Origin of the sequence: Fusibacter bizertensis, assembly GCF_029914245.1 — a bacterium.
GTDB classification, from domain to species: domain Bacteria; phylum Bacillota; class Clostridia; order Peptostreptococcales; family Acidaminobacteraceae; genus Fusibacter_C; species Fusibacter_C bizertensis.
Genome location: NZ_JARYZI010000018.1, coordinates 1 through 22,268 on the forward strand (window position 1 = coordinate 1; position 22,268 = coordinate 22,268).

The 22,268-nt window shown below is 35.5% G+C and carries 20 protein-coding genes and 1 pseudogene; 1 reads left to right on the forward strand and 20 read right to left on the reverse strand.

Translation table 11 applies throughout. From position 1 onward, the window contains the following. The 10 genes and pseudogenes from QE109_RS16850 to QE109_RS16895 all read right to left on the reverse strand — a co-directional run. A pseudogene (locus QE109_RS16850) lies at nucleotides 1-198 on the reverse strand (ABC transporter permease); the annotation flags it as partial. A gap of 9 nt (nucleotides 199-207) precedes the next feature. Further along, the gene (locus QE109_RS16855) at nucleotides 208-1,188 is read right to left on the reverse strand and encodes an ABC transporter permease (RefSeq protein ID WP_281095728.1); all 981 of its coding nucleotides are present in this window, start codon (nucleotides 1,186-1,188) and stop codon (nucleotides 208-210) included. Between the two features lie 104 nt (nucleotides 1,189-1,292). After that, nucleotides 1,293-3,035, reverse strand: a complete 1,743-nt coding sequence (locus QE109_RS16860) for an ABC transporter substrate-binding protein (RefSeq protein WP_281095729.1) — start codon at nucleotides 3,033-3,035, stop codon at nucleotides 1,293-1,295. Between the two features lie 723 nt (nucleotides 3,036-3,758). After that, nucleotides 3,759-3,941: a histidine kinase gene (locus tag QE109_RS16865; RefSeq protein ID WP_281095730.1), complete on the reverse strand. Its 183-nt coding sequence runs from the start codon at nucleotides 3,939-3,941 to the stop codon at nucleotides 3,759-3,761. 36 nt (nucleotides 3,942-3,977) lie between these two features. Continuing rightward, the gene (gene glmS / locus QE109_RS16870) at nucleotides 3,978-5,804 is read right to left on the reverse strand and encodes a glutamine--fructose-6-phosphate transaminase (isomerizing) (protein WP_281095731.1); all 1,827 of its coding nucleotides are present in this window, start codon (nucleotides 5,802-5,804) and stop codon (nucleotides 3,978-3,980) included. A 352-nt stretch (nucleotides 5,805-6,156) separates the two neighbouring features. Next, a complete protein-coding gene (locus QE109_RS16875; RefSeq protein WP_281095732.1) occupies nucleotides 6,157-6,543 on the reverse strand; it encodes a DUF1667 domain-containing protein in 387 nt (128 codons plus the stop codon). A 25-nt stretch (nucleotides 6,544-6,568) separates the two neighbouring features. Beyond that, entirely contained in the window at nucleotides 6,569-7,876 is a 1,308-nt protein-coding gene (locus QE109_RS16880; protein WP_281095733.1) for an NAD(P)/FAD-dependent oxidoreductase, read from the reverse strand. Further along, complete coding sequence (locus tag QE109_RS16885; RefSeq protein WP_281095734.1) at nucleotides 7,863-9,365, reverse strand: NAD(P)/FAD-dependent oxidoreductase; 1,503 nt, start codon at nucleotides 9,363-9,365, stop codon at nucleotides 7,863-7,865. The genes QE109_RS16880 and QE109_RS16885 overlap by 14 nt, the downstream gene beginning before the upstream one ends. Beyond that, nucleotides 9,334-10,833: a glycerol kinase GlpK gene (gene glpK, locus QE109_RS16890; protein WP_281095735.1), complete on the reverse strand. Its 1,500-nt coding sequence runs from the start codon at nucleotides 10,831-10,833 to the stop codon at nucleotides 9,334-9,336. The genes QE109_RS16885 and glpK overlap by 32 nt, the downstream gene beginning before the upstream one ends. 64 nt (nucleotides 10,834-10,897) lie before the next feature. Next, the gene (locus tag QE109_RS16895) at nucleotides 10,898-11,986 is read right to left on the reverse strand and encodes an HD-GYP domain-containing protein (RefSeq protein WP_281095736.1); all 1,089 of its coding nucleotides are present in this window, start codon (nucleotides 11,984-11,986) and stop codon (nucleotides 10,898-10,900) included. 129 nt (nucleotides 11,987-12,115) lie between these two features. Here QE109_RS16895 and mnmH point away from each other — a divergent pair, with 129 nt between their 5' ends. Further along, nucleotides 12,116-13,174 (forward strand): tRNA 2-selenouridine(34) synthase MnmH, encoded by a 1,059-nt coding sequence (mnmH, locus tag QE109_RS16900; RefSeq protein ID WP_281095737.1) that lies wholly within the window; start codon nucleotides 12,116-12,118, stop codon nucleotides 13,172-13,174. On the opposite strand, the gene glmM is transcribed toward mnmH, so the two are convergent. The 10 genes from glmM to buk (QE109_RS16950) all read right to left on the reverse strand — a co-directional run bounded on the left by glmM (nucleotide 13,134) and on the right by buk (QE109_RS16950) (nucleotide 22,126). Next, nucleotides 13,134-14,480 carry a phosphoglucosamine mutase gene (gene glmM / locus QE109_RS16905; protein ID WP_281095738.1) on the reverse strand — a complete coding sequence of 449 codons (1,347 nt, stop codon included), beginning with the start codon at nucleotides 14,478-14,480 and terminating at the stop codon, nucleotides 13,134-13,136. The genes mnmH and glmM overlap by 41 nt on opposite strands. Before the next feature lie 10 nt (nucleotides 14,481-14,490). Beyond that, nucleotides 14,491-15,501 carry a TMEM165/GDT1 family protein gene (locus tag QE109_RS16910; RefSeq protein WP_281095739.1) on the reverse strand — a complete coding sequence of 337 codons (1,011 nt, stop codon included), beginning with the start codon at nucleotides 15,499-15,501 and terminating at the stop codon, nucleotides 14,491-14,493. Between the two features lie 115 nt (nucleotides 15,502-15,616). Further along, nucleotides 15,617-16,162, reverse strand: a complete 546-nt coding sequence (locus QE109_RS16915) for a 2-oxoacid:acceptor oxidoreductase family protein (RefSeq protein ID WP_281095740.1) — start codon at nucleotides 16,160-16,162, stop codon at nucleotides 15,617-15,619. Between the two features lies 1 nt (nucleotide 16,163). Further along, the gene (locus tag QE109_RS16920) at nucleotides 16,164-16,910 is read right to left on the reverse strand and encodes a thiamine pyrophosphate-dependent enzyme (protein ID WP_281095741.1); all 747 of its coding nucleotides are present in this window, start codon (nucleotides 16,908-16,910) and stop codon (nucleotides 16,164-16,166) included. Further along, the gene (locus QE109_RS16925; protein WP_281095742.1) at nucleotides 16,910-17,974 is read right to left on the reverse strand and encodes a 3-methyl-2-oxobutanoate dehydrogenase subunit VorB; all 1,065 of its coding nucleotides are present in this window, start codon (nucleotides 17,972-17,974) and stop codon (nucleotides 16,910-16,912) included. Before QE109_RS16925 ends, QE109_RS16920 begins: the two co-directional genes overlap by 1 nt. A gap of 11 nt (nucleotides 17,975-17,985) precedes the next feature. After that, the gene (locus QE109_RS16930) at nucleotides 17,986-18,201 is read right to left on the reverse strand and encodes a 4Fe-4S dicluster domain-containing protein (RefSeq protein WP_281095743.1); all 216 of its coding nucleotides are present in this window, start codon (nucleotides 18,199-18,201) and stop codon (nucleotides 17,986-17,988) included. A 45-nt stretch (nucleotides 18,202-18,246) separates the two neighbouring features. After that, nucleotides 18,247-18,918, reverse strand: a complete 672-nt coding sequence (locus tag QE109_RS16935) for an ATP-binding protein (RefSeq protein ID WP_281095744.1) — start codon at nucleotides 18,916-18,918, stop codon at nucleotides 18,247-18,249. A gap of 88 nt (nucleotides 18,919-19,006) precedes the next feature. Continuing rightward, nucleotides 19,007-20,080, reverse strand: coding sequence for a butyrate kinase (gene buk / locus QE109_RS16940; RefSeq protein ID WP_281095745.1), 1,074 nt, complete (start codon nucleotides 20,078-20,080; stop codon nucleotides 19,007-19,009). A 59-nt stretch (nucleotides 20,081-20,139) separates the two neighbouring features. Beyond that, nucleotides 20,140-21,042 carry a phosphate butyryltransferase gene (locus tag QE109_RS16945; RefSeq protein ID WP_281095746.1) on the reverse strand — a complete coding sequence of 301 codons (903 nt, stop codon included), beginning with the start codon at nucleotides 21,040-21,042 and terminating at the stop codon, nucleotides 20,140-20,142. Next, on the reverse strand, nucleotides 21,035-22,126 hold the full coding sequence (buk, locus tag QE109_RS16950) for a butyrate kinase (protein ID WP_281095747.1): 1,092 nt from the start codon (nucleotides 22,124-22,126) through the stop codon (nucleotides 21,035-21,037). Before buk (QE109_RS16950) ends, QE109_RS16945 begins: the two co-directional genes overlap by 8 nt. Between the last annotated feature and the right edge of the window lie 142 nt (nucleotides 22,127-22,268).

Sequence of the window (22,268 nt, forward strand, 5' to 3'; positions counted from 1 at the left end):
TAAGTTAAACTCTGAAATTTCATAAGGTGATAGTATCGGTACAAATATTACCGCTAACACAATCACGATAAAAAGTGTTCCACCAACGACGGCAACTCTATTTTTCAAGAAGCGTTCCCAGGCGATTCTCCAAGGTCCAATTGCTTTTTTCTTTGTGATCACTTTTTCATTTACATTGTTTGATTGTTCTTTAGACATCATATCCTCCTATTTAACACGAACTCTAGGGTCAACAAATGCATAACTTACGTCAGCAAGTAAGTTACCTGCAAGCATAAGGATTGCATAGAATGTGTTGGCTGCCATGAGCATCGAGTAATCTCTATCTCCAATGGATGTGAAGAGGACGTGACCGATTCCTGGCCATATAAATACTGTCTCAAGTAGAATTGATCCACCAAATAAGCTTGGAATATACATACCGAGTAAGGTTACGATTGGTAAAAGTGCATTTCTAAATGCATGTTTATAAATTACAACCTTCTCTGATAAACCTTTTGATCTTGCAGTTCTGATGTAATCTTGGTTGATAACTTCGATTACTGAGTTTCTTACATAGCGCGTTAAGCTCGCTAAGCTTGAGATAGTAACGACTGTTACTGGCAAAATCATATGCTTAAGTACATCTAGTACTTCTTGTCCAAAACTGTCATATCCCTTTGCAAGGAATATCGTAGTTCTCATACCATTAAGCGGCAACCATTTCGAAGGGATTGCGACGAAGAATATGAGAATAAGTGCGAAGAAAAACGATGGCATCGAGACACCGGTCAGTGAGAACACCGTCCAGAAGTTATCGAATAATCCGTATTTTTTTACTGCCGATTTGATACCTACAGGTATTGCGATTAAAAATGCGAAAAACATTGCTACGATATTAAGATAAAATGAATTCCAAATATAAGTGCCGATTACGTCTGCTACAGGTTTTCTAAATTTATAAGAAGTCCCAAAATCCCCTGTTAAGCTTCTTCCTAACCATTTAAGGTATTGAATATGAACGGGTTGATCTAAACCCAGCATTTCTCTAATCTGTTGTTGTTGTTCTACTGTTGCATTTGATCCGATCCCTAAGTATGCATTAACTGGATCACCAGGCATGATTTGAAGCATTGCGAACAAAATGATCGTAATGATCAAAAGTACTGGTATAAGGTGCAATAACCGTCTAGCGATATACTTTAACATCCCTTCACTCCTTTTAAAAAAGACTAAAATACATTAAATTAAAGGCAGTCTGATTAAAGACTGCCTTCAATACGTTCTATAGAAAACTTCTTAGAGACGTTTTATTATTCTACAATTTTAGCATCTTTAAGTGCAGATACCCAGTTGTAAAGTGAGCTTGTTTTAAAGTCAACTAATTTTGTAGCATAAAGATCAAAGTAAGTGTTAGCATATACTGGCATCATTACAGCTTCTTCGTTAAGAATCTTAGCGATTTCAGCATAAACTGGTTTAGCTTCTTCGATATCCATGATTGCTTTTGCTTGATCTAATAGCTCATCCACTTTAGGGTTACTGTAACGGCTAGTGTTATCCATACCGCTACCGATGTAATCTGAGTGGAAAGTAGTATAAAGTGAATGAGGATCTGGAGTTGTAATAGATGTAGCTAAGAAGAATAAGCTCCAGTTATCTACGTTTGCATCTGAGTTGTAGATTACATAGTCAAGAATTGTGTTGAATTCAAGGTATGCAACTGTTAATTTAACGCCTAAGCCTTGACCCCAGTCTCTTTCCCACATAGGAATAAGAGTTGCTAAGATATCATGATCTGGCATAGCAGCGATTTTAAGTTCTAATGGTTGACCATCTTTGTATCTAATACCATCAGCGCCAACTAACCAGCCAGCTTCGTCAAGTAATGCTTTTGCTTTATCAAGGTCGAAATCGTACTCGATCATAGAATCAAGTAACGCATCATCAATCGCCCAAGAGATTTGTGAGAATGGGTGGTATTGAGTAACAGCAAGAACTTGATCTGTATCAGCATCATAGTAGTAGCTGTTTACGAATTCTTTTACGTTGAATGAATAGTAAAGTGCTTGACGTACTTTAACATCTGCAGTTGGACCAGCTTCACAGTTTGTTTTGATATAACCGTAACCGCTTCTGTTGTAGCTGTTAATTGAGAAACCAGCATTTCTAGCTTCAGAAATTTTCTTAGGATCAATTACGCCAGCTAATAAATCTACACCACCGCTAGTAAGTTCAACGATATCTGTAGTTTGGTCTACGAATTTAAGAATAATTTCTTTAACCATGTAGTCATCACCAACATAAAGTGGGTTTCTTTCAAGGTATACTAATTCTTTTTCTTTGAATTGAGATACAACGTATGGACCTGAACCCATAGCATCAGTAGTAATTGCTTCTACAGAAGCAGTGTTTCCTGGTGCAAAGTCTTTTCCATAGTAGTGAGCTGGAAGAATTGCACTACCACAGTTAGCAAAGTTAACACGAAGTGCTTCTTTAAAGTTGAATTTTACTGTGTAATCATCAATAGCTTCAACGCCAGAGAATGTATCAGATTCACCTGCATAATATTCATCATATCCAACCATGTCTTTTACAGTTGAGCTGTAACGGCCAGTGTATGATGGATCAGCAAGTACTAAATAAGAGAATACAACATCGTTAGCTGTTAACGGTTGTCCATCAGAGAATACTCTGTCTTTTTTCATATTGAAAGTAATTGATTTGCCATCTTCTGAGTATTCCCAGCTATCTGCAACACTACCTTCATATTCGCCTTCAAAGTTTCTAGCGATAAGACCTTCAAAAACCATATCTACTACGTATCCATCATATGCAGATGAGTAATAGTGAGGGTTAAAGTTACCAGATGCTTCAGTGATACCAACTACAAGTGTACCACTTGGCTCTGCTTCTACCATAGGAGCTTCTGTTGTTGCTTCGCTTGCTGGCGCTGTTGTTGTCTCTGTAACTGCATCTTCTTTTGGGCTACAGCCTGCTAAGAATGCAGAAGCTACCATAACTAAGCAAAGTAATAATACTAACGATTTCTTCATTTAAATAATCCTCCTTCTTAATTTGGTTGGTCACATTAATAGTAAACCAATCTATATAAACCTCGCGGTTCATAATCTCTCTACTTATTTATGAGTTAAGTAAAAACCCATATATAATTATTTATACATATTACACTACGTTTCTTAATAAATCAATAATAATTATTTAAATTTGTTCAAATTAATGTAACGTATTTGTAATATCCATAACTAATATATAACAAAACTGACCAAAATGGAATAGAAAAATTTATATGGCTTATCAAAGTTCTAATTGTTTCTTTTTTGTAACATTTGTTTTTGTGACATCTATCTCGTTTTATGAATGGTCATAATAATCCCCTTTGAGATGTTCATAGTTTCTAACCACGAGTATTTTGAATCTCTTATACGCATGTTATATTTTTAACCAGATTGAATATTCAGATATTTTAAATTTAGATCTACGAAAATTGGCAAATTCGTTTGCTATTAATATTTTTTTTTGGATTTTTGTTACAAATTCTTAATATTTTACCTTGTTTCTTTAGCCTCTCGAAACAATTGAAATTACAGGTATAACCTTTAATTGTTCTTCGTTTTTAGTACATATAAAACTAAAATAGTATTTGATTTTCCTAAAAAAAGCTCATATTCTATTAATTAATCGATCTAAAAAAAAAAACGATATCAAAAGATATCGCTTTAGCAATGAAATATTTTAATTTTAATTTGAATTAAAATCTATCTGATAAAAATCCACACTATTATTATAGCTATAATTGAATAGATTCGTGTGACTCTATACACTTTTTCAGATGGTGGTTTTCGATTTAATTTCCAAGCTTCACTTAAACGTATAGATAAAGCTGGATTTATAACGCCTAGTAACAATATCGCTGTTAAAATCAATTTTACAATCAACATAAGTAGTGTCCTTTCTAAGCTTTTGTCTTTTATAGTCTACTCTACTGTAACTGATTTTGCAAGATTTCTAGGTTTGTCAACATCATTGCCTCTCAAGGCAGAAACATAATATGCAAGTAATTGAGTAGGGATAACAGATAGTATAGGCGTTAATGCGTCTAATGTAGTCGGTATAAAGAAAACTTCATCTGCAGTTTTAGTTAATTGATCATTGCCCTCTTTTGCTATTGCAAAAACATATGCCCCTCTTGCTTTAACTTCTTTGATATTTGAAAGCATCTTTTCATAAAGCTTATCTTGAGTAGCCATTGCTACAACAAAGGTGTTGTCTTCAATCAAAGCAATTGTACCATGTTTAAGCTCACCTGCTGCAATTGCAAAACTATTGATATATGATATTTCCTTAAGCTTCAAAGAACCTTCATAAGCGATATCACAGTCTACACCACGTCCCATAAAAAATACTTTTTCATTGTTAAATTGAGCCGCTGCTAACTTTTGAATCTCTTTACTTTGATCAAGAACCTCTGTGATTTTTTCAGGCATCAGTTTTAATGCTTCAATCATTTCGAAATACTTGTGCTCCTCAAGTCTACCATTAAGTTTTCCCATATATAACGCAAGTAAATAAAATGCAATTAATTGTGTTGTATAGGCCTTCGTTGAAGCCACACCAATTTCTGGTCCCGCCCAAGTATAAAGCAAATCATCCGACTCCCTAGCAACTGAGCTACCTACTACGTTTACAATACTCAATATTCTGGCACCTTTTCTCTTAGCTTCACGAAGTGATTGTAGTGTATCAAGTGTTTCACCGGATTGTGAAACGGCAATGAAGAGCGTTTTCTCATCTACAAAAGGATCTCTGTATCTAAACTCAGATGCAACATCGCATTCAACTGGTATTTTTGCAAACATTTCAATCGCGCGTCTTCCAACTAATCCAGCATGATATGCAGTACCGCATGCAACGATATAGACTTTATTGATATCTTTTAGAATATCAGCTGTTAATGTTACACCTTCTAACACAATTTCGTTTTGAGAATTCAATCGTCTCATCAAAGTTTCTCTGACACCTTTAGGTTGTTCAAAAATTTCTTTAAGTGTAAAATGTTCAAACCCCTCTTTTTCAGCTGAATCAATATCCCAAGTCACTTCAAATATATCTCTTTTAACAACTTGCTTTAAGCTATTGTATATAGTAACACCATCTTTTGTTAAGTCAACAAATTCATCATTTTCAATTAGTAACATTTTTCTCGTATATTTAAGGAGCGCAGGTATATCCGATGCAATAAAGTTCTCGTTATCGCCTAAACCAACGATTAGTGGGCTATCTTTTCTTACAGCTACCAGTCTGTTTGGCTCATCTTTAGAAATTACACCTATTGCATAAGCACCTTGCATTCTATCTACGGCTTTGTAAACAGCATCAAGTAGATCACCTTCATAATAATAATCGATTAAATGAGCGATTACTTCTGAATCAGTTTCGGATTTAAAAACTACATTTTTATCTTGAATCAGCCATTCTTTAATTTCCATATAGTTTTCTATAATTCCATTGTGAATAACTGCAATTGTTTGATTCTGATTTGAATGCGGATGTGCGTTTAGGTCTGATGGTGCACCATGAGTAGCCCATCTAGTATGACCAATCCCTACAACACTTGGCAAATTTAGATCTACTATACTTTCTAAATTTTTCAGTCTGCCTTTTGCCTTGAAAATTTGAAGTTGATTGTCAACATTTACTGCAATTCCTGCAGAGTCGTATCCTCTATATTCAAGTTTTGATAATCCCTCAATTAAATATGGTACTGCATTTTGTGTTCCAATGTATCCTACTATACCGCACATAAAATTCTCCTCTTTTCATTTTCAAAAAATAAAAAAACACCCTACTGAGGTGTTCCATGTGGACGCACTTATAGCCTTGAATCAACCTGTCAACTTTGTCACAGTGATCACTCACTGATTTTGTATGACATTTATGGTGTTGATCACACCACGGGGCACCCGCCGAACTTTCGATAAACCCCGCCCTCGTCAACTGTAATAACAGTTCTGGCGCTTATATTTAGTTTTTAATGTACATCAGTATCACCTCCCACAGCCTAATTATAACATATACCAACTGATAGTAAAGTGACATTTATATAACGGAATAAAGCAGCACTTAATATCAGTCGGCATACTATATCATTGGTGCTCATAAGTGCTCAATTGTGCGACAAGCTACAATGTCTACACCTGAGTTTAATACGTTGGATAACACTGTTTCGCCAAGAATTATTGGTGCCCTACAAACAATATGACTAAGTTCAATACATACATCAAATATTATACTTTTGTCTAGTGGTGCATTACTCTTAACAGGCAGTCGTTTAACTACGCCATCTTGCACTGCAATAGTAGTCGTCACAATTCTAGTTGGATTTGACATTTCCTCCTCAGCATACTTTACTCCTTTAGCACAGCGATTGCCTGTAATGATGTATTTAGATTCACTAAGATCATTTGAATCATTTTCTTTAATTACCAAATGACATCCTATAGGACATGAAATACATATTTTTTTAACTACTTGAACGTTCATCGCTTACCATCTCCATTAATTATCATTAAACTTCAGTTAGTTCAAACATAAGATTATTAGCTGTATTTGGCAAAGTGCTTAGGCTGAGTTTTAAATGTATTGATTCCCCTGGTGTTAAGAATTTTTTATCAAACTGTTTAAATTTCACACCATCAACATACATAATTATTTTACCCTTCTCCATTGGGTTTGAAACCCTTAGCATCACTTGAAAGTCTTCTTGTGAAACATCTAATAGTTCTCTTTTAAGTACTTGAGGTGATACCATCAAAAATTGATTACTTATGTTTATACCAATCTCCTGATTGAGTTCTTTTCTTGATTCGGATTCCTTTTCAATGGTCAGATTGCGATTTTGAAAATACCTTAAAACATATTTCAACGCATTTCTACCTGCACGAGCTCCCTCTAGGGTTACAAAATCAACCAAATCATGGACTTGAGCGACATTTCCACATGCAAATATCCCCTTAACATTTGTTTCCATTTCTTGATTAATAACTGGACCTTTAGTTTTACCATCAATGCTAATTCCAGCAGCTCTAGTTAGTTCATTTTCGGGGATTAGGCCTACTGATAGAAGTAAAGTATCACATGAAATGTATTGTTGAGTCCCCTCAATTGGCTTATAATTTTCATCAACTTTGGAAATGGTAACGCCTTCAATTCTTGTATCACCATGTATTTCTACTACGGTATGGTTTAAGTATAATGGAATTTCGAAGTCCTCTAAACACTGAACTATATTTCTATTTAATCCACTTGAAAACGACTGTATTTCTGCGACACCTAATACTTTGCTACCCTCTAAAGTCATGCGTCTTGCCATTATCAAACCAATATCTCCAGATCCTAAAATAAAGATATTTTCACCAATTTTGTCACCCATAATATTTGTATAATATTGTGCTGCTCCAGCAGTAAATACACCAGCTGGTCGTGTTCCTGGTATGATTACAGAACCTCTAGAACGTTCTCTACATCCCATAGCGAGTATTAAGGCAGTATAGGTAAATGTTAATCGGCCTTGATATTCACTCATAACAGTAATTTTCCTATCTACTTTATCAATTTCTACCACCATTGAATTTAATAGAACCTCTGCATTTGATTGCTCAATCAAATCAATATAACGTTCAGCATACTCAGGTCCTGTTAACTCTTCTTTAAAAATTTGCACGCCAAACCCTGTGTGAATACACTGATTTAATATCCCACCCAAACATTTATCTCTTTCAATAAGAAGTACTTTTAATTCTGATTTAGATGCCTCAAAAGCAGCTGAAAGTCCAGCTGGTCCACCACCAATTACAATGACATCATAGTTTTTCATATTTTCGCTCCTTCATAATTGGATAGGAACCTCCACGTTCATGTTCAACTTTTGTCCGATCAATATTTAATTCTCTTGAAAGTATATCTATAATTTTAGGGCCACAAAATCCACCTTGGCATCTTCCAGCACCAGGTCTAACACGTCTTTTAACACCATTGATTGTTTTGGCACCACAGTTTCGATGTATTGCATCCACTATCTCTGCTTCAGATATAGTTTCACATCTACAGATGATATGTGCAAATCTTGGATCCAGTTTGATCAAGTGCTCTTGCTTATCAGACGATAGTGATGCAAAATGATATCTCGCTTTTCTCAAGGGAGAAAAAACTTTGTTCTTTTCAACAACCCAAGACTCTCTTTGATATATTTGAAGTACCAAGTCCGTAACATACTCTGCAATTGCAGGTGCAGATGATAATCCGGGTGATTTTATACCAGCTACGTTGACAAACCTCTTTTCATTTGACTCTTCAATGATAAAATCTCTTGTTGATGGCTCAGCTCTTATGCCAGAAAAATTAGCAATATTAAGTTCTACAGGTACCTCTGAAATCATTTTCCTTGCTTTACCAAGCACTTCAAAAAGGCCTGTAAACGTAGTCGAAGTATCATCTTTTTGTACCTGTTCAGAATTTGGACCAATGATGATATTACCATGAGCAGTTGGTGAAATAATCGTACCTTTTCCCTTTTCCGTTGGACAAGTAAACAAGATATGTTTGACTATATTAGATGCTGACTTATCAAGCAGATAATATTGTCCTCTCCTCGCACTTAGTTTAACCCGATCCTGATTAGGAGAAATTAAACTATAAATATAGTCAGCATAAATACCCGCACAGTTAATCACTAGCTTTGTTTCAATCTCATCATTTATTCTATACTTAAAATTATCCTTTTTAATACTATTCACAGCATAATTAAGCCTCAACTCAACACCGTTATCCATAGCATTCTCACACGCTGCTATGGCTACTTCCCATGGCTCGGTAATTCCAGCAGTAGGCGCATAGAGTGCATGCTGAAACTTAACATTTACTCCTGGTTCCATCAAGGCTAATTCTTCTCTATCTATCAATTTTAATCCAGGAATATTTAATTTTATCCCATTTTCATAAAGACGCTCTAACGTTTTATAATCTTCTGAACCTTCACCAAGAACAAGTGAACCGATCCTTTCAAATGAAAAATTTAGTTCTTTAGAAAGCTGTGTATACAGTTCATTTCCTTTAGCATTTAACTGTCCTCTAAGTGAATCAAATGGCGCATCATACCCCGCATGAATCAAAGCAGAGTTGGCTTTTGTTGCACCGCATGCAACGTCATTCTCTTTATCGAGAATAATGATTTTCAGTTCATACTTAGCTAGACTTCTAGCGATTAAAGTTCCTACAACTCCCGCGCCAATAATTGCTACATCGTACATAGTCTCACCTACTTTACTTATCAAATTATGATAACATCCAGTGCTTTGATCTTTCAACAGCTCGCTTCCATTCTTGATAAAGTTGTTCTTTATCTTCAAAATTTAAGTTTGGCGAAAACTCTCTTTCTATTGCAAATTGCTCTCTCAACACATCTGTATTTTCCCAAAAACCAACTGCTAGCCCCGCCAAATATGCAGCTCCAAGAGCTGTTGTTTCTGTAATCTTAGGTCTAATCACTTGACTTCCAAGAACGTCTGATTGAAATTGCATCAGAAAGTTGTTTACTGTTGCACCTCCATCAACTTTAAGCCGACGAAGTTTAAGGCCAGAATCTTCTTCCATAGCTTCTATCACATCTCTAGTTTGGTAAGCTAAAGATTCAAGTGTTGCCCTAATGATATGACTCTTATTAGCACCTCTAGTTAATCCAACAATGGTTCCTCTTGCGTACATATCCCAATATGGTGCACCCAGACCGGCAAAAGCAGGTACAAAATATACACCATTCGTATTTTCAACTTTAGAAGCGTAAAACTCGGTTTCTGAAGCGTGATTAATGATTTGAAGTTCATCTCTAAGCCATTGAATCGCTGCCCCGGCTATAAAGATCGAACCTTCAAGTGCATAAGTGACTCTACCATCAATCCCCCATGCAATAGTTGTCAACAAACCATTTTTAGAACTAACTTTACGTTCACCAGTATTCATCAGCATAAAACAACCTGTTCCGTACGTGTTTTTTACTGATCCCGGGGAAAAACATGCTTGTCCAAAAAGTGCAGCTTGTTGATCACCTGCAGCGCTAGCAATAGGAATCTTTGCGCCACCAAATGTCTGGATATCTGTTTCACCAAAGATTCCTGATGTTGGTTTGACCTTAGGTAACATTTCTTTGGGAATATCTAATAAACTCAAAATTTTATCATCCCATTCCAATGTATTTATGTTATACATCATCGTCCTCGAAGCATTAGAATAATCCGTTGCATGAACTTCACCTCTTGTTAAATTCCAAATAAGCCATGTATCTATATTGCCAAATAAAAGATTCCCTTTTTTGCCTTCTTCTCTTGCATGAGGAACATAATCTAGAATCCACTTTAACTTTGTAGCTGAAAAATAGGCATCGACGACAAGACCAGTTGTTTCCTTGATATACGATTCATATCCATCGACAATCAATTGATCACATATATCTGAAGTTCTCCTACATTGCCATACAATTGCATTATAAATCGGCTTTCCTGTACGCTTATCCCAAACTACAACAGTCTCTCGTTGATTGGTTATACCGATTGCTGCAACTTCTTGTGGCTTAATTCCTGCAGTTTCTAAAACTTCTCTTGCAACACCTGATTGAGACCCCCATATTTCCATAGGATCATGCTCTACCCAGCCTGCTTTAGGATAAATCTGATTGAATTCCTTTTGTGCTTGTTTTATTATTCTTCCCTCATTATCAAATATAATTGCTCTTGAGCTTGTGGTTCCTTGATCCAAAGCCAAAATATATTTTTTGTCCATTAGAAGCTCCTTCATCTTTTCTTGATTTTATACTATCATACTGGTCATATAAAAAAAACTCCCATTAAGGGAGTTTCGGGATTACTTTCTTAATAAATAGTGTTAATTCTTCCATCAAATCGATTTCTTTATACTCATTTAAGTCCTCATTCTTACTAATAAGTTTTAGTATAGGACGTGTTGGGGAATTTAGATTGCTTCTAATTACAATACCATACTGTCCATTTCCCAGTTCTACTAAAGTACCAGGTGGATAAATATCAACAACTTGCAAAAGCATGCCAAATACATCTTGATCTAATTTTGTAGGAGCAGCGCTTCTTAATATTTCAATTGCAGTATCAACTGAAATCCTATTATTGTAAGTTCGATCTGAGACGATTGCACTAAATATGTCACAAACAGTTGCAATTCTAACCAACAATGGAATTTGATCCCCCTGAAATCCATTTGGATATCCTGATCCATCTAGTTTTTCATGGTGTAACAATACAATTTGTCGTGAAAGAGATGAAAGTCCCACTAAATCTTTAAGAATATGATAGCTATACTCAACATGTCGTTTCATCTCTTCAAATTCTGCTGGCTCGAGTTTCCCTTTTTTATTTAGAATCTCACTTGGAACTTTAGACTTCCCTATATCAGCAAGTACAGCTCCCATACCAAGTTTTAATAAACGTTCTCGGTCCAGTCCCATCTTTTTACCAATTAACATTGATAATATCATCACTTCAACAGCATGATTGTAATGGTACATTTCAGCACCCATTAACTCAGTGCTATAATATTTTAACTCATTACTACTATATATTTCTGTGATAATGTCGTCAACAAGGTCCTTTAACTCTCTGATGGTGGATTCCCTTACAGTGTCAGCTGTTTTTTCAACTTTATCCATCTGAGATTCATAGATATTTTTCATAATAACAAAAGCTTGTAATTTGATTTCATCAGAAATCAAAGGCTCTAAAATTACACCCTTAGACAGTTCGTCTTCTATGTACAAGTGTCTAATGTCTGCTTGTTTTAGCTTATTTAATAATGTTTCAGTTAATGTTGCATTTTTATTGATCAGCAACGACAGTTTAGAATCATAAACTGGTTTCGCAATCTTGCTCCCTACTTCAACATCTAAAATATTAATCAATCTCATAACACTACCTCATATCTCTCTAATTTTTCTCTCTAACTCATACCCATTTTCACTTCTCAATAGTTTAGAATCAATTTTTATGCTATGATGGCTATAAAGACCATGACGACATTTAGAAAGGACCTACCTATGTATCAAGCTATACCCTATTTATTTGAGGAAAACGCAATTTATATCGATGTAAGAAGTGAAAGTGAATTCAAGACCGGTCATATACCTGGTGCAATAAATTTACCAATTCTCTACGATCTTGAAAGACATGAAGTTGGATGGATTTATAAAAATGCATCAGTTGAAGAAGCAAAACGTATTGGCCTTAAATATGGTTCCGAAAAACTTCATCTTTTTTATGATACACTATTTGAACTAAGAAATGAATATCCTTATAAAAAAATAATATTTTATTGTGCCCGTGGTGGCTACCGTAGTCGCTCTATAGCACTACTATTAAGAAGCATCGACATACCTGTTTATTGGTTGAAAGGTGGCTATAAAGGCTATAGAAGCGAAGTCCTAAGAAAGCTAAATCAGCCAGCTGAAGATTATCCCGATTTTATCGTCTTAAATGGTTTAACAGGTGTTGGAAAAACGCATATACTCGAAAAACTTCATGAACTAGGACAGCCCGTGATTGATCTTGAAGGTGCAGCCAACCATAGAGGTTCTCATCTTGGAAAGATTGGTACAGACGAATTTCAAAGTGTTCAATCATTTGAAAACAATCTCTATGCACAATTAAAGCGTATCAAAACTTCTTTTTGTTTTGTAGAATCAGAGAGTCGAAGAATTGGTCAGGTTTTTGTGCCTAAAACCATGTATTTAAAGATGCAGGAAGGGTATTTTTTACTTATCAATGCCTCACTTGAATTTAGAATTGATGCACTGATCAAAGATTATGTCTCAGAAGAAAATTTTACTACTGTTTTAGAAAGAGCTTTACCGAGAATACAAACCTATATTCCAAATTCAATCTATAAGGAACTTTTAAGATTGATTGCTTTAAAAGAATATGCTTCATTTACAAGACTGCTTTTAAATGAACATTATGACCCTGTATACCAAAAAAGCATTGAGAAGCATCTTCACCTTGAAAATTTTCAGGTTGAAGACTATACTCAATGCTCTAATGACATTATAAAATGGCTTACTAATTCATCTCTCTTTCAATCAGATCAGCAAGTTCAATAGATATTTTTTCTAAAAACGCTTGATTTTCGCCTTCAATCATCACACGAACAAGTGGCTCTGTGCCTGAAGGACGAATTAAAACTCTTCCTTTTCCATGAAAAAGTTTTTCAATTTCATCTATACGTTCTGATATCACTTTGTTTTCTGCAAAGTGATATTTTTTGTCATTTGGAACTTTTGCATTTTTAAGTACCTGTGGATATACGTTCATAATACTTGCAAGTTCAGATAATTTTTTACCACTATCTTTCATAACTCTCAATAGTTGAACAGCTGTTAGGAGACCATCTCCAGTAGTATTATGCTCTAAAAATATAATATGGCCTGATTGTTCTCCACCAAGACCAAATCCATTAGCCAGCATCGCTTCAAGTACATATCGATCTCCTACTTGAGTTTTTACAGCGCGCATGTTATTTTCAGAAAGCGCAATATCAAAACCTAAGTTACTCATAACTGTAGAAACTATAGTTGCATCTTTCAATTTGCCTTTTTGCGTTAAGTAATTACCGCATATCGCCATAATCTTATCACCATCAACAAAATCACCATTCTCATCTATTGCTAGTAGGCGATCTGCATCACCATCAAATGCAAGTCCTATATCAGCACCTACAACCGTTACAAATTTTTTTAAGTCATTCATATGTGTAGAACCACAATTTTCATTGATATTGATTCCATCTGGTTCATGATGAATACTATAAACTTTTGCATTGAGTGCATTTAGCGTTTTCGGAGCCACAACTGAAGCAGCGCCATTGGCACAATCCATAGCAACTTTTATCCCCTCAAAGGTCATTCCCTCAAGAGTATTTGTAACATAGTCAATATATTCGGTTTCTGCATCAACGTATTCTTTAACATGTCCAAGATTAAAACCTATTGGAAGACCAATTTCCTTTTTTTCTTGAATACATGTTTCAATTTCATCTTCAATTTCATCAGATAGTTTTAATCCAAGTGCATTAAAAAACTTGATTCCATTAAAAGCAACTGGGTTATGAGAAGCTGAGATCATTACACCCGCATCTGCCTCAAGAACTTTAACAAGTTTTGCTATAGCAGGGGTTGGAATTACACCCACTCTGATAACATCACATCCAGTTGATAAGATGCCAGATATCAAAGCATATTCTAATAAATCACCTGATATTCGAGTGTCTTTCCCAACTAAAATTTTGGCTCTTTCTTTACCTTGAGTAATAACATGTGCACCATATTTTCCCAGTGCCATGGCGAGTTCTATGGTTAATTCATCGTTAGCGATGCCTCTCACACCATCTGTTCCAAATAATCTAGACATAATTGCTCCTTTAAAAGTTCATTGAATTATTGTGTATAATCCTGTTAATTATTGCCTCTATGCTCATTAATTCTGCGTTTTTCAAGCGTTCATCAGGATATTCTTTATAATAGTCTTCTAGTAAAAACTTAACTTGCTGAGCTTTGGACACATCAAAAGCATCTACCTCTAAACTTTCAATTATACTAGAATCAAATCTATCAGGTGTTACTCGATCGGATAATAAAGCTTTCATATAGCCTACTAAGCAAATTGAATCTTTACAAACACTACATCCTTTACATAGATGGTCTACACTTGACTGGAGTGCTTTTCTATAGTTTTTCAAATCTTCTGCATGTTGTTTCAAAGCAGATACTTTAACTTCTTTCAACTGCCTAGTGAAAATTAATCCTCTGAATATGGTTAAGACTAATATAATTCCTAAGAGTAGTGATACAAAAGTTGTACCCATGCTTATAACATACTCCGAAGATATAATCTTACTTAGACCAAAAGACATAAAGATTATAAAGGCACCTACACGTATAAAATGTTCTGGAATTTTATTTCCCAATTTTGCACCAATAAATATACCGACTGAACTTACAACTACCATACCAGTAACAGTTCCCATCAAAGTTAAGAAAGGGATTGCTGATTGAGTTGAAAGTGTTAGTGCAGTTAGTTGTGTTTTATCACCTAGCTCTCCTAGGAAAAAAGCAAGTGATACTGTAACAATTGCACCATAATTGTTTTTGCCTAAGTTTTCTTCTTCATCTTCTGCAATTGATAAGGAAAGAAGTCCGAATGCTATAAAAAGAACACCCGCAACTAATTGTAATGCTTCAATTGGAATAAACTGTGTTAAAACAGATCCCAACATAATTGCCAAACCATGGTTGATAAAAGCGCCAATAAACACCCCTATTAATATTTGCTTAATCTTATATTGTGTCGCAAAAGCCATTGCCATGATCTGAGTTTTATCCCCCATCTCAGCGATAAAAATCAAAGCGAAGGCCTGTAAAAAATCATTCATATATTCTCCCCCGTAGTAAACTTTGCATTTTATTATCTCATATTTTACAGGTCGCTTCAATGCATATGTATACAAAAAAGGCTTAGTAAGTAAACTTACTAAGCCTTTTATATGATTATCCGTTGATACTCGCAGCGCCACGTTTCATAGCTTCTTCGTTAATTGCCATTAAATGTGCTTTTGATTCTCCAAAGATTTTTTTTAGTGCCATCATAACAGAATCTGTACCTACTGTCTTTGTTAATTCAAGAAATGCGCCTAACATAACCATATTGGCTACTCTTGGATTACCTAGTTCCACTGCAATTTCATTTGCAGGAACATAATATGCTTTTAAGTCCGCTCTTGAAGTTTTCTTTTCGATCAAAGAACTGTTGATGATGATTTTCCCTTCATTGATAATATCTTGTTCAAACTTGTCAAGTGAAGGTAAGTTCATAACAATTGCTACTGTTGCATCATCTGTGATAACAGGAGAACCGATAGGTCTTTCAGATACCATGACGCTACAATTCGCTGTTCCACCACGCATTTCAGGACCATATGATGGTAACCAAGATACTTCTTTGCCTTCAATCATGCCTGCATATGAAATTAGTTGTCCCATAAGCATCACACCTTGACCACCAAAGCCTGCACAAATTACTCTCTCATTTAACATCTTATTTTTCCTCCCCTGGTCTTCTGAAGTTTCCAATTGGATAGTATGGGATTAAATTATCCGCTAACCATTTAAGTGCATCAATTGGAGTCATTCCCCAGTTTGTAGGGCAAGTTGACAATACTTCTACTATAGAAAAACCTTTGCGATCAATTTGGCACTGAAATGCTTCTTTGATTGCTTTTTTAGTTTTTCTGATATTCGCTGGAGTATCTACTGATACACGTTCAACAAATGCTGCACCATCAATAGTTGCAAGCATCTCAGAAACACGAAGTGGCATACCTGAATGCTCAACAGTTCTACCAAGAGGCGCTGTCGTAGCACGTTGACCAATAAGTGTTGTTGGCGCCATTTGACCACCTGTCATACCATAAATTGCGTTGTTGACAAAAATTGTAGTGATTTTTTCACCTCTATGAGCAACATGAACGATTTCAGCAGTTCCAATTGAAGCTAAATCGCCATCACCTTGATAAGTAAATACTACTTTATCAGGTTGAACTCTCTTAATACCTGTTGCAACTGCAGGCGCTCTACCATGTGAAGCTTCTTGCATGTCACAGTTAAAATAATCATATGCTAAAACTGAACATCCAACCGGAGCAACACCAATAGTATCACCTAACACGTCGAGTTCTTCTAAAACTTCAGCAACTAATCTATGAATAATGCCATGTGTACAACCTGGGCAATAATGTGTTTCTTTATCTGTTAAACCTTTAGTTTTCTGAAATACTACAGCCATTATTTTGCACCTCCAACCAATTCTTTCACTTTTCCGATAATTCCTTCTGGTGTAGGGATCATTCCGCCCGAACGACCATAGAAATGAACTGGCCATCTTCCATTGCTTGCAATTTTAATATCATCAATCATCTGACCCATTGACATTTCTACAGATAAAACTGACTTACAGCTATCTGGAATTAAATCAAACGCTTTTTCTGGGAAAGGCCATAATGTAATCGGTCTAATTAAACCAACATTGATACCTTGTTCTTTTAAATCGATAATTGCATTTCTTACAATACGAGATGTAGTGCCGTAAGCTACGATTACAATTTCAGCATTTTCTAAATTATATGCTTCATACTTCACTTCATTTTCTTTCATTGCATCGTATTTAGCTTGAAGTCTGATATTATGATTTTCAAGTTCTGCAGGATCAAGGAACAATGAATTGATAATATTTGGTTTTCTAGCTTCTTTAGTTCCTGTAGTAACCCAATCTTTTAAAGGTAATTCAAATCTAGATTTAGATTCCTTAAATTCAATTGGCTCCATCATTTGACCAATCATACCATCGCCGACCATCATAACTGGATTTCTATAGTAATCAGCTGCATCAAATGCTTCTTGCATTAAATCAACCATTTCTTGAAGGTTGGCTGGTGCATAAACTAGAAGTTTGTAATCGCCATTTCCGCCACCTCTAGTAACTTGATTATAATCTGATTGTGCAGGCTGGATACCTCCAAGACCTGGACCACCACGAACTATATTTACGATAACGCATGGCAGTTCTGCTCCTGCGATATATGTGATTCCCTCTTGTTTAAGTGCAATACCAGGTGAAGATGAAGATGTCATAACTCGAGCACCAGCACCTGAAGCGCCATATACCATATTAATAGCAGAGACTTCTGACTCCGCTTGTAGAAATACACCTCCAACTTTTGGCATTTCTCTAGACATGTACTCTGGTAATTCATTTTGTGGAGTTATTGGGTATCCGAAGAAATATTTACAGCCTGCTTTAATAGCTGCTGCTCCAATAGCTTCATTACCTTTCATTAATACTTTAGCCATTACTTACCTCCCTAAAATCTTTCTACTGTGATAACTGAATCAGGACACATCATTGCACAATTTGCGCAACCTATACATTTGTCCATTTCGAATACTGTTGCAGGATGAAATCCTTTAATATTCATTTTTGACGTGTCCATTGTAACGATCTTTACTGGGCAAGCTGTTGTACATAACCCACAACCTTTGCAAATGTCTTGATTAAATGTAACTTTACCTTTAGCCACCTTTAATTCCTCCTATACCTTAATCACGTTTGTGCGCCGAGCGACTTACATCCAATCTTCTCTCATATACATCTTAATTGGGAATATTTCTCCCTCTAAATCCATTGGTAATTGGTGGGTAACCTTTTCCAGTGTGCTGACGTATTTGATGGGAATATTGAGCGTCTTAGAAACTTCTAGCGCTAATTGTTGACCCTTTAAAACCTCATTTACATCTGTTTCTCTCAACAAATGTGTGTTATTGATGATTCCTGTAACTTTACAACCTACAGTATCCTCAATATTTTTAATATGTGATATAACACTAAGTGCATCTTGCGTTTGTTCCCTATTTGCATTGAGTACAAAGAACATATCATAAGCACCCTGTTTAAAATAAGCTGCAAACCTTACTAAGACTCTTGCACCCACTGAATCACCACCCACATCAAGTATCACTTGCGTCTCTTCATTTTGAATCGGTGCCAATATGCTTGGGGAAACCATTGGCAAATCAAGATTAGCATTATGACCTCTTGCGCCAGAGATAACTGTTATACCACTTTCTTCCATGATTGAAGCCTTTTCTCTGGACCTGAAATAAGGATTGACGATATCCAAATCACAAAGCGCTACATTTTCAGTCTGTTTACTGAGCATCATCGCATAATTAACCGCGAATTCAGTTTTACCGCTGCCGTAGTGGCCTATGATAATTCTGATTCTTGCATCCTTCATTAAATCCAATTCCATGACTTCACCATTCCTTATATCTACAAAATTATGTCACTCTAAAATGCAACACATCAAAAAATCTTATAAAGTACTACACGTATTTTTGTGGTGCTTCTTCATTTCTAAGAACACGAAGTCCACCTTGAGCAAGCGCACTCATTTCATCTTCACCAGGATAAATGATTACTTCACTGATAAATTCAACTCTCGCTTTGATCCAATTTGTCAGCATTTCACCATATGCAAGTCCACCTGTTAAAATAATGGCGTCTACTTTACCTTTTAAAACAGCAGCACAACTTCCAATTTCTTTTGCAACTTGATATGCCATTGCTTCAAAGACTAATTTTGCATTTTCATCGCCATTTTCTATCATCTTAACAACATCTCTACCATCATTTGTATCAAGGTATGCGACTAAACCACCTTTACCTTTTATCATTTTTTTGATATCAGCGTGTGTATATTTTCCTGAAAAACACAATTTAGCTAAATCACCAACTGGTAATCCACCCGTTCTCTCTGGTGAAAATGGACCTTCACCATCAAGCGCATTATTAACGTCAATTACTCTACCTTTTTCATGCGCACCTACAGATATACCACCTCCAAGGTGAGCTACTATTAAATTGAGTTCTTCATATGCTTTATTACTTTCATTTGCAAATCTTCTCGCTACAGCTTTTTGATTTAGCGCATGAAAAATTGATTTACGTTCAATTTCTGGCATGCCTGATATTCTTGCAACTGCTTCAAGTTCATCAACTACAACTGGATCAACAATAAAAGCAGGAATATTAAGCTGACTTGCGATTTCATTTGCAATCATACCGCCAAGATTTGAAGCATGTTCACCCATTTGAGCTGCTATTAAATCTTGAATCATCAATTCGTTAACTGCGTAAGTCCCACCTTTAATAGGTTTTAAAAGTCCACCTCTCCCTACAACAGCACTCAGCTTTGTAAGATTAATGTCATTTTCGCCAAGCGCTTTAAGAATCACTTCTTTTCTGAAGTCATATTGATCCGTAATTTTTTCATACTTATCAATTTCTTCATTTGAATGTCTTAAAGTTGTTTCAAATACTTCTTTTTCATTGTCATAGATTGCAATCTTAGTTGAAGTAGAGCCCGGATTAATTGCAAGTATTCTAAAAACTTCCATGTACCCCTCCTATAATTTGAAATTCTATCGTTTTTTGAATTATTACTATTTCAATGTATTTATAGTGCCGCCATTAAAACACCAAGTGCTATAGAATTTAATTTCGAATCATCTGAGTCCGCTCTTGAGGTCAATACAACAGGCGCTTTTGCACCTACTATAATTCCTGCTGATTTAGCATTAGCTAAAAAATTCAAAGCCTTATAAAGAACATTACCCGCTTCAATTGTTGGACAAAGTAACACATCTACATCGCCAGCCATAGGGTCTTTAATGCCCTTAATCTCTGCAGCTTCTTTTGATACTGCATTATCAAGTGCAAATGGACCGCCCACTTTACATCCTGTAATTAGTCCTTGCTGGTTCATTTTTACAAGTTCACCAGCATCTACAGTAGCAATCATTGACTCGGTAACTTTCTCTTTTGCTGCAATAATCCCAACATTAGGTGTTTCGATATTTAGTGCTTTCGTAACAAAAAGTGTATTTTCAATAATTTGTTTTTTTGTATTTACATCTGGCGCTATATTCATAGCAGCATCTGTAACTAACAAAATTTTATGATAAGTTGGTACATCGAAGATTGCAACATGACTTAGAGCATTTCCAGTTCTAAGACCAACTTCTTTATTTAATACAGCTTTCAATATAATAGATGTATCTACTAATCCCTTCATTACTAAATCAGCTTTACCTGTTGAAACAAGTTCAACTGCTTTTAGTGATGCCTCAGCAAGATCAATAATATTTATTAGCTCAAATCCACTTAAATCTAAATCAATCTCTTTTGCAATTTTGGTTATAAGTTCTACATTACCAACTAAATATCCATTAACAATTCCTTTGTCATATGCTGATTTAATTGCTTTTAAAACATCGTCGTCCTGAGCACAAGCAACCGCTATACGTTTAGGTCCTCTTTCAACTGCTAATGCTAATAACTCATCAAAATTTTTAATCATCAATCTTTACCTCTTTTTCATATATTTTGGCAGTTTCTTCACCGTTAAGTACTCTTAAAACACCAAGATTTAAAGCTTCCATTTCATCTTCACCAGCTTTTATGATTACAGGCGCTATAAAACTTACATGCTCGGTTACATAATCCGTTAAATACTTAGAATATGCTACACCACCTGTTAAAACAACAGCATCCACTTTTCCTTCAATTACGGTTGCCATTGCACCAATCTCCTTAGAAATTTGGTAAGCCATTGCTTCAAAAACCAATTTAGCTTTATCGTTTCCAGCTTCAATTTGCTTAACAACTTCTCTACCATCATTAGTGCCTAGATAAGCTGTCATGCCACCTTTTCCTCGCATTTTTTTCTTTAACTCGTTTGGTGAATAATCACCAGAGAAACACATCTTCACAACATCTCCAACTGGGAGCCCACCACAGCGTTCAGGTGAAAAAGGTCCCATTTCATTGGCGTTATTCGCATCAATTATTTTACCTTTTTTCATAGGTACAATGGATATACCACCACCTAAATGTGCTAATATCAAATTGAGATCTTCCACTTTTTTACCCATCTCATCTGCTACTCGATGCGCTATAGCTTTTATATTTAACGCATGAACCAAAGATTTTCTTTTTATTTCTGGCATCCCTGAAATTCTTGCTAATGGTTCAAATTCATCAACTGCAACGGGATCAACAATATAGGCACCAATACCTTCAGTTTTAGCAATTGCATCAGCAATCATTCCGCCTAAATTTGAAGCATGTTCACCCTGAATACCTACGATTAAATCTTTTAGCAATGGTTCAGTAACTTTATATGCACCACTCGGCATAGGTCTTAATAATCCACCCCTGCCAACAACAGCCCTTAATTTATGAGTATCAAATCCATTCTCATGCATCCAATTTAAAATCATTTCTTTACGATATTCATACTGATCTGTTATTTTTTCAAATTGATCTAATTTTTGTGTATCATGATCTAAATTTTCTTGTGCCATTTTTTGAGTTTCGTTATAGACAGCAATTTTTGTCGATGTTGAACCAGGATTAATCACTAATACGAGATTTCGTTCCATTCTATACCTCCAAATTAATTCTACTCTTTATATAGTCGCAATAACTGTGCCAAGACCCACTAATTCCTCCCCCACTCTGCTCACTACTTTCAAGCATTATAGCTATAAAAATAATTTTGTTAGCGCAAAAAAATGCATGCAA

Excerpts from the sequence above, each read along its gene's own strand:
- QE109_RS16855 (WP_281095728.1), bottom strand. The coding sequence starts at position 1,188 with ATGTTAAAGTATATCGCTAGACGGTTATTGCACCTTATACCAGTACTT.
- QE109_RS16860 (WP_281095729.1), bottom strand. The coding sequence starts at position 3,035 with ATGAAGAAATCGTTAGTATTATTACTTTGCTTAGTTATGGTAGCTTCT.
- QE109_RS16865 (WP_281095730.1), bottom strand. The coding sequence starts at position 3,941 with ATGTTGATTGTAAAATTGATTTTAACAGCGATATTGTTACTAGGCGTT.
- glmS (WP_281095731.1), bottom strand. The coding sequence starts at position 5,804 with ATGTGCGGTATAGTAGGATACATTGGAACACAAAATGCAGTACCATAT.
- QE109_RS16875 (WP_281095732.1), bottom strand. The coding sequence starts at position 6,543 with ATGAACGTTCAAGTAGTTAAAAAAATATGTATTTCATGTCCTATAGGA.
- QE109_RS16880 (WP_281095733.1), bottom strand. The coding sequence starts at position 7,876 with ATGAAAAACTATGATGTCATTGTAATTGGTGGTGGACCAGCTGGACTT.
- glpK (WP_281095735.1), bottom strand. The coding sequence starts at position 10,833 with ATGGACAAAAAATATATTTTGGCTTTGGATCAAGGAACCACAAGCTCA.
- QE109_RS16895 (WP_281095736.1), bottom strand. The coding sequence starts at position 11,986 with ATGAGATTGATTAATATTTTAGATGTTGAAGTAGGGAGCAAGATTGCG.
- mnmH (WP_281095737.1), top strand. The coding sequence starts at position 12,116 with ATGTATCAAGCTATACCCTATTTATTTGAGGAAAACGCAATTTATATC.
- glmM (WP_281095738.1), bottom strand. The coding sequence starts at position 14,480 with ATGTCTAGATTATTTGGAACAGATGGTGTGAGAGGCATCGCTAACGAT.
- QE109_RS16910 (WP_281095739.1), bottom strand. The coding sequence starts at position 15,501 with ATGAATGATTTTTTACAGGCCTTCGCTTTGATTTTTATCGCTGAGATG.
- QE109_RS16915 (WP_281095740.1), bottom strand. The coding sequence starts at position 16,162 with ATGTTAAATGAGAGAGTAATTTGTGCAGGCTTTGGTGGTCAAGGTGTG.
- QE109_RS16920 (WP_281095741.1), bottom strand. The coding sequence starts at position 16,910 with ATGGCTGTAGTATTTCAGAAAACTAAAGGTTTAACAGATAAAGAAACA.
- QE109_RS16925 (WP_281095742.1), bottom strand. The coding sequence starts at position 17,974 with ATGGCTAAAGTATTAATGAAAGGTAATGAAGCTATTGGAGCAGCAGCT.
- QE109_RS16935 (WP_281095744.1), bottom strand. The coding sequence starts at position 18,918 with ATGAAGGATGCAAGAATCAGAATTATCATAGGCCACTACGGCAGCGGT.
- buk (WP_281095745.1), bottom strand. The coding sequence starts at position 20,080 with ATGGAAGTTTTTAGAATACTTGCAATTAATCCGGGCTCTACTTCAACT.
- QE109_RS16945 (WP_281095746.1), bottom strand. The coding sequence starts at position 21,042 with ATGATTAAAAATTTTGATGAGTTATTAGCATTAGCAGTTGAAAGAGGA.
- buk (WP_281095747.1), bottom strand. The coding sequence starts at position 22,126 with ATGGAACGAAATCTCGTATTAGTGATTAATCCTGGTTCAACATCGACA.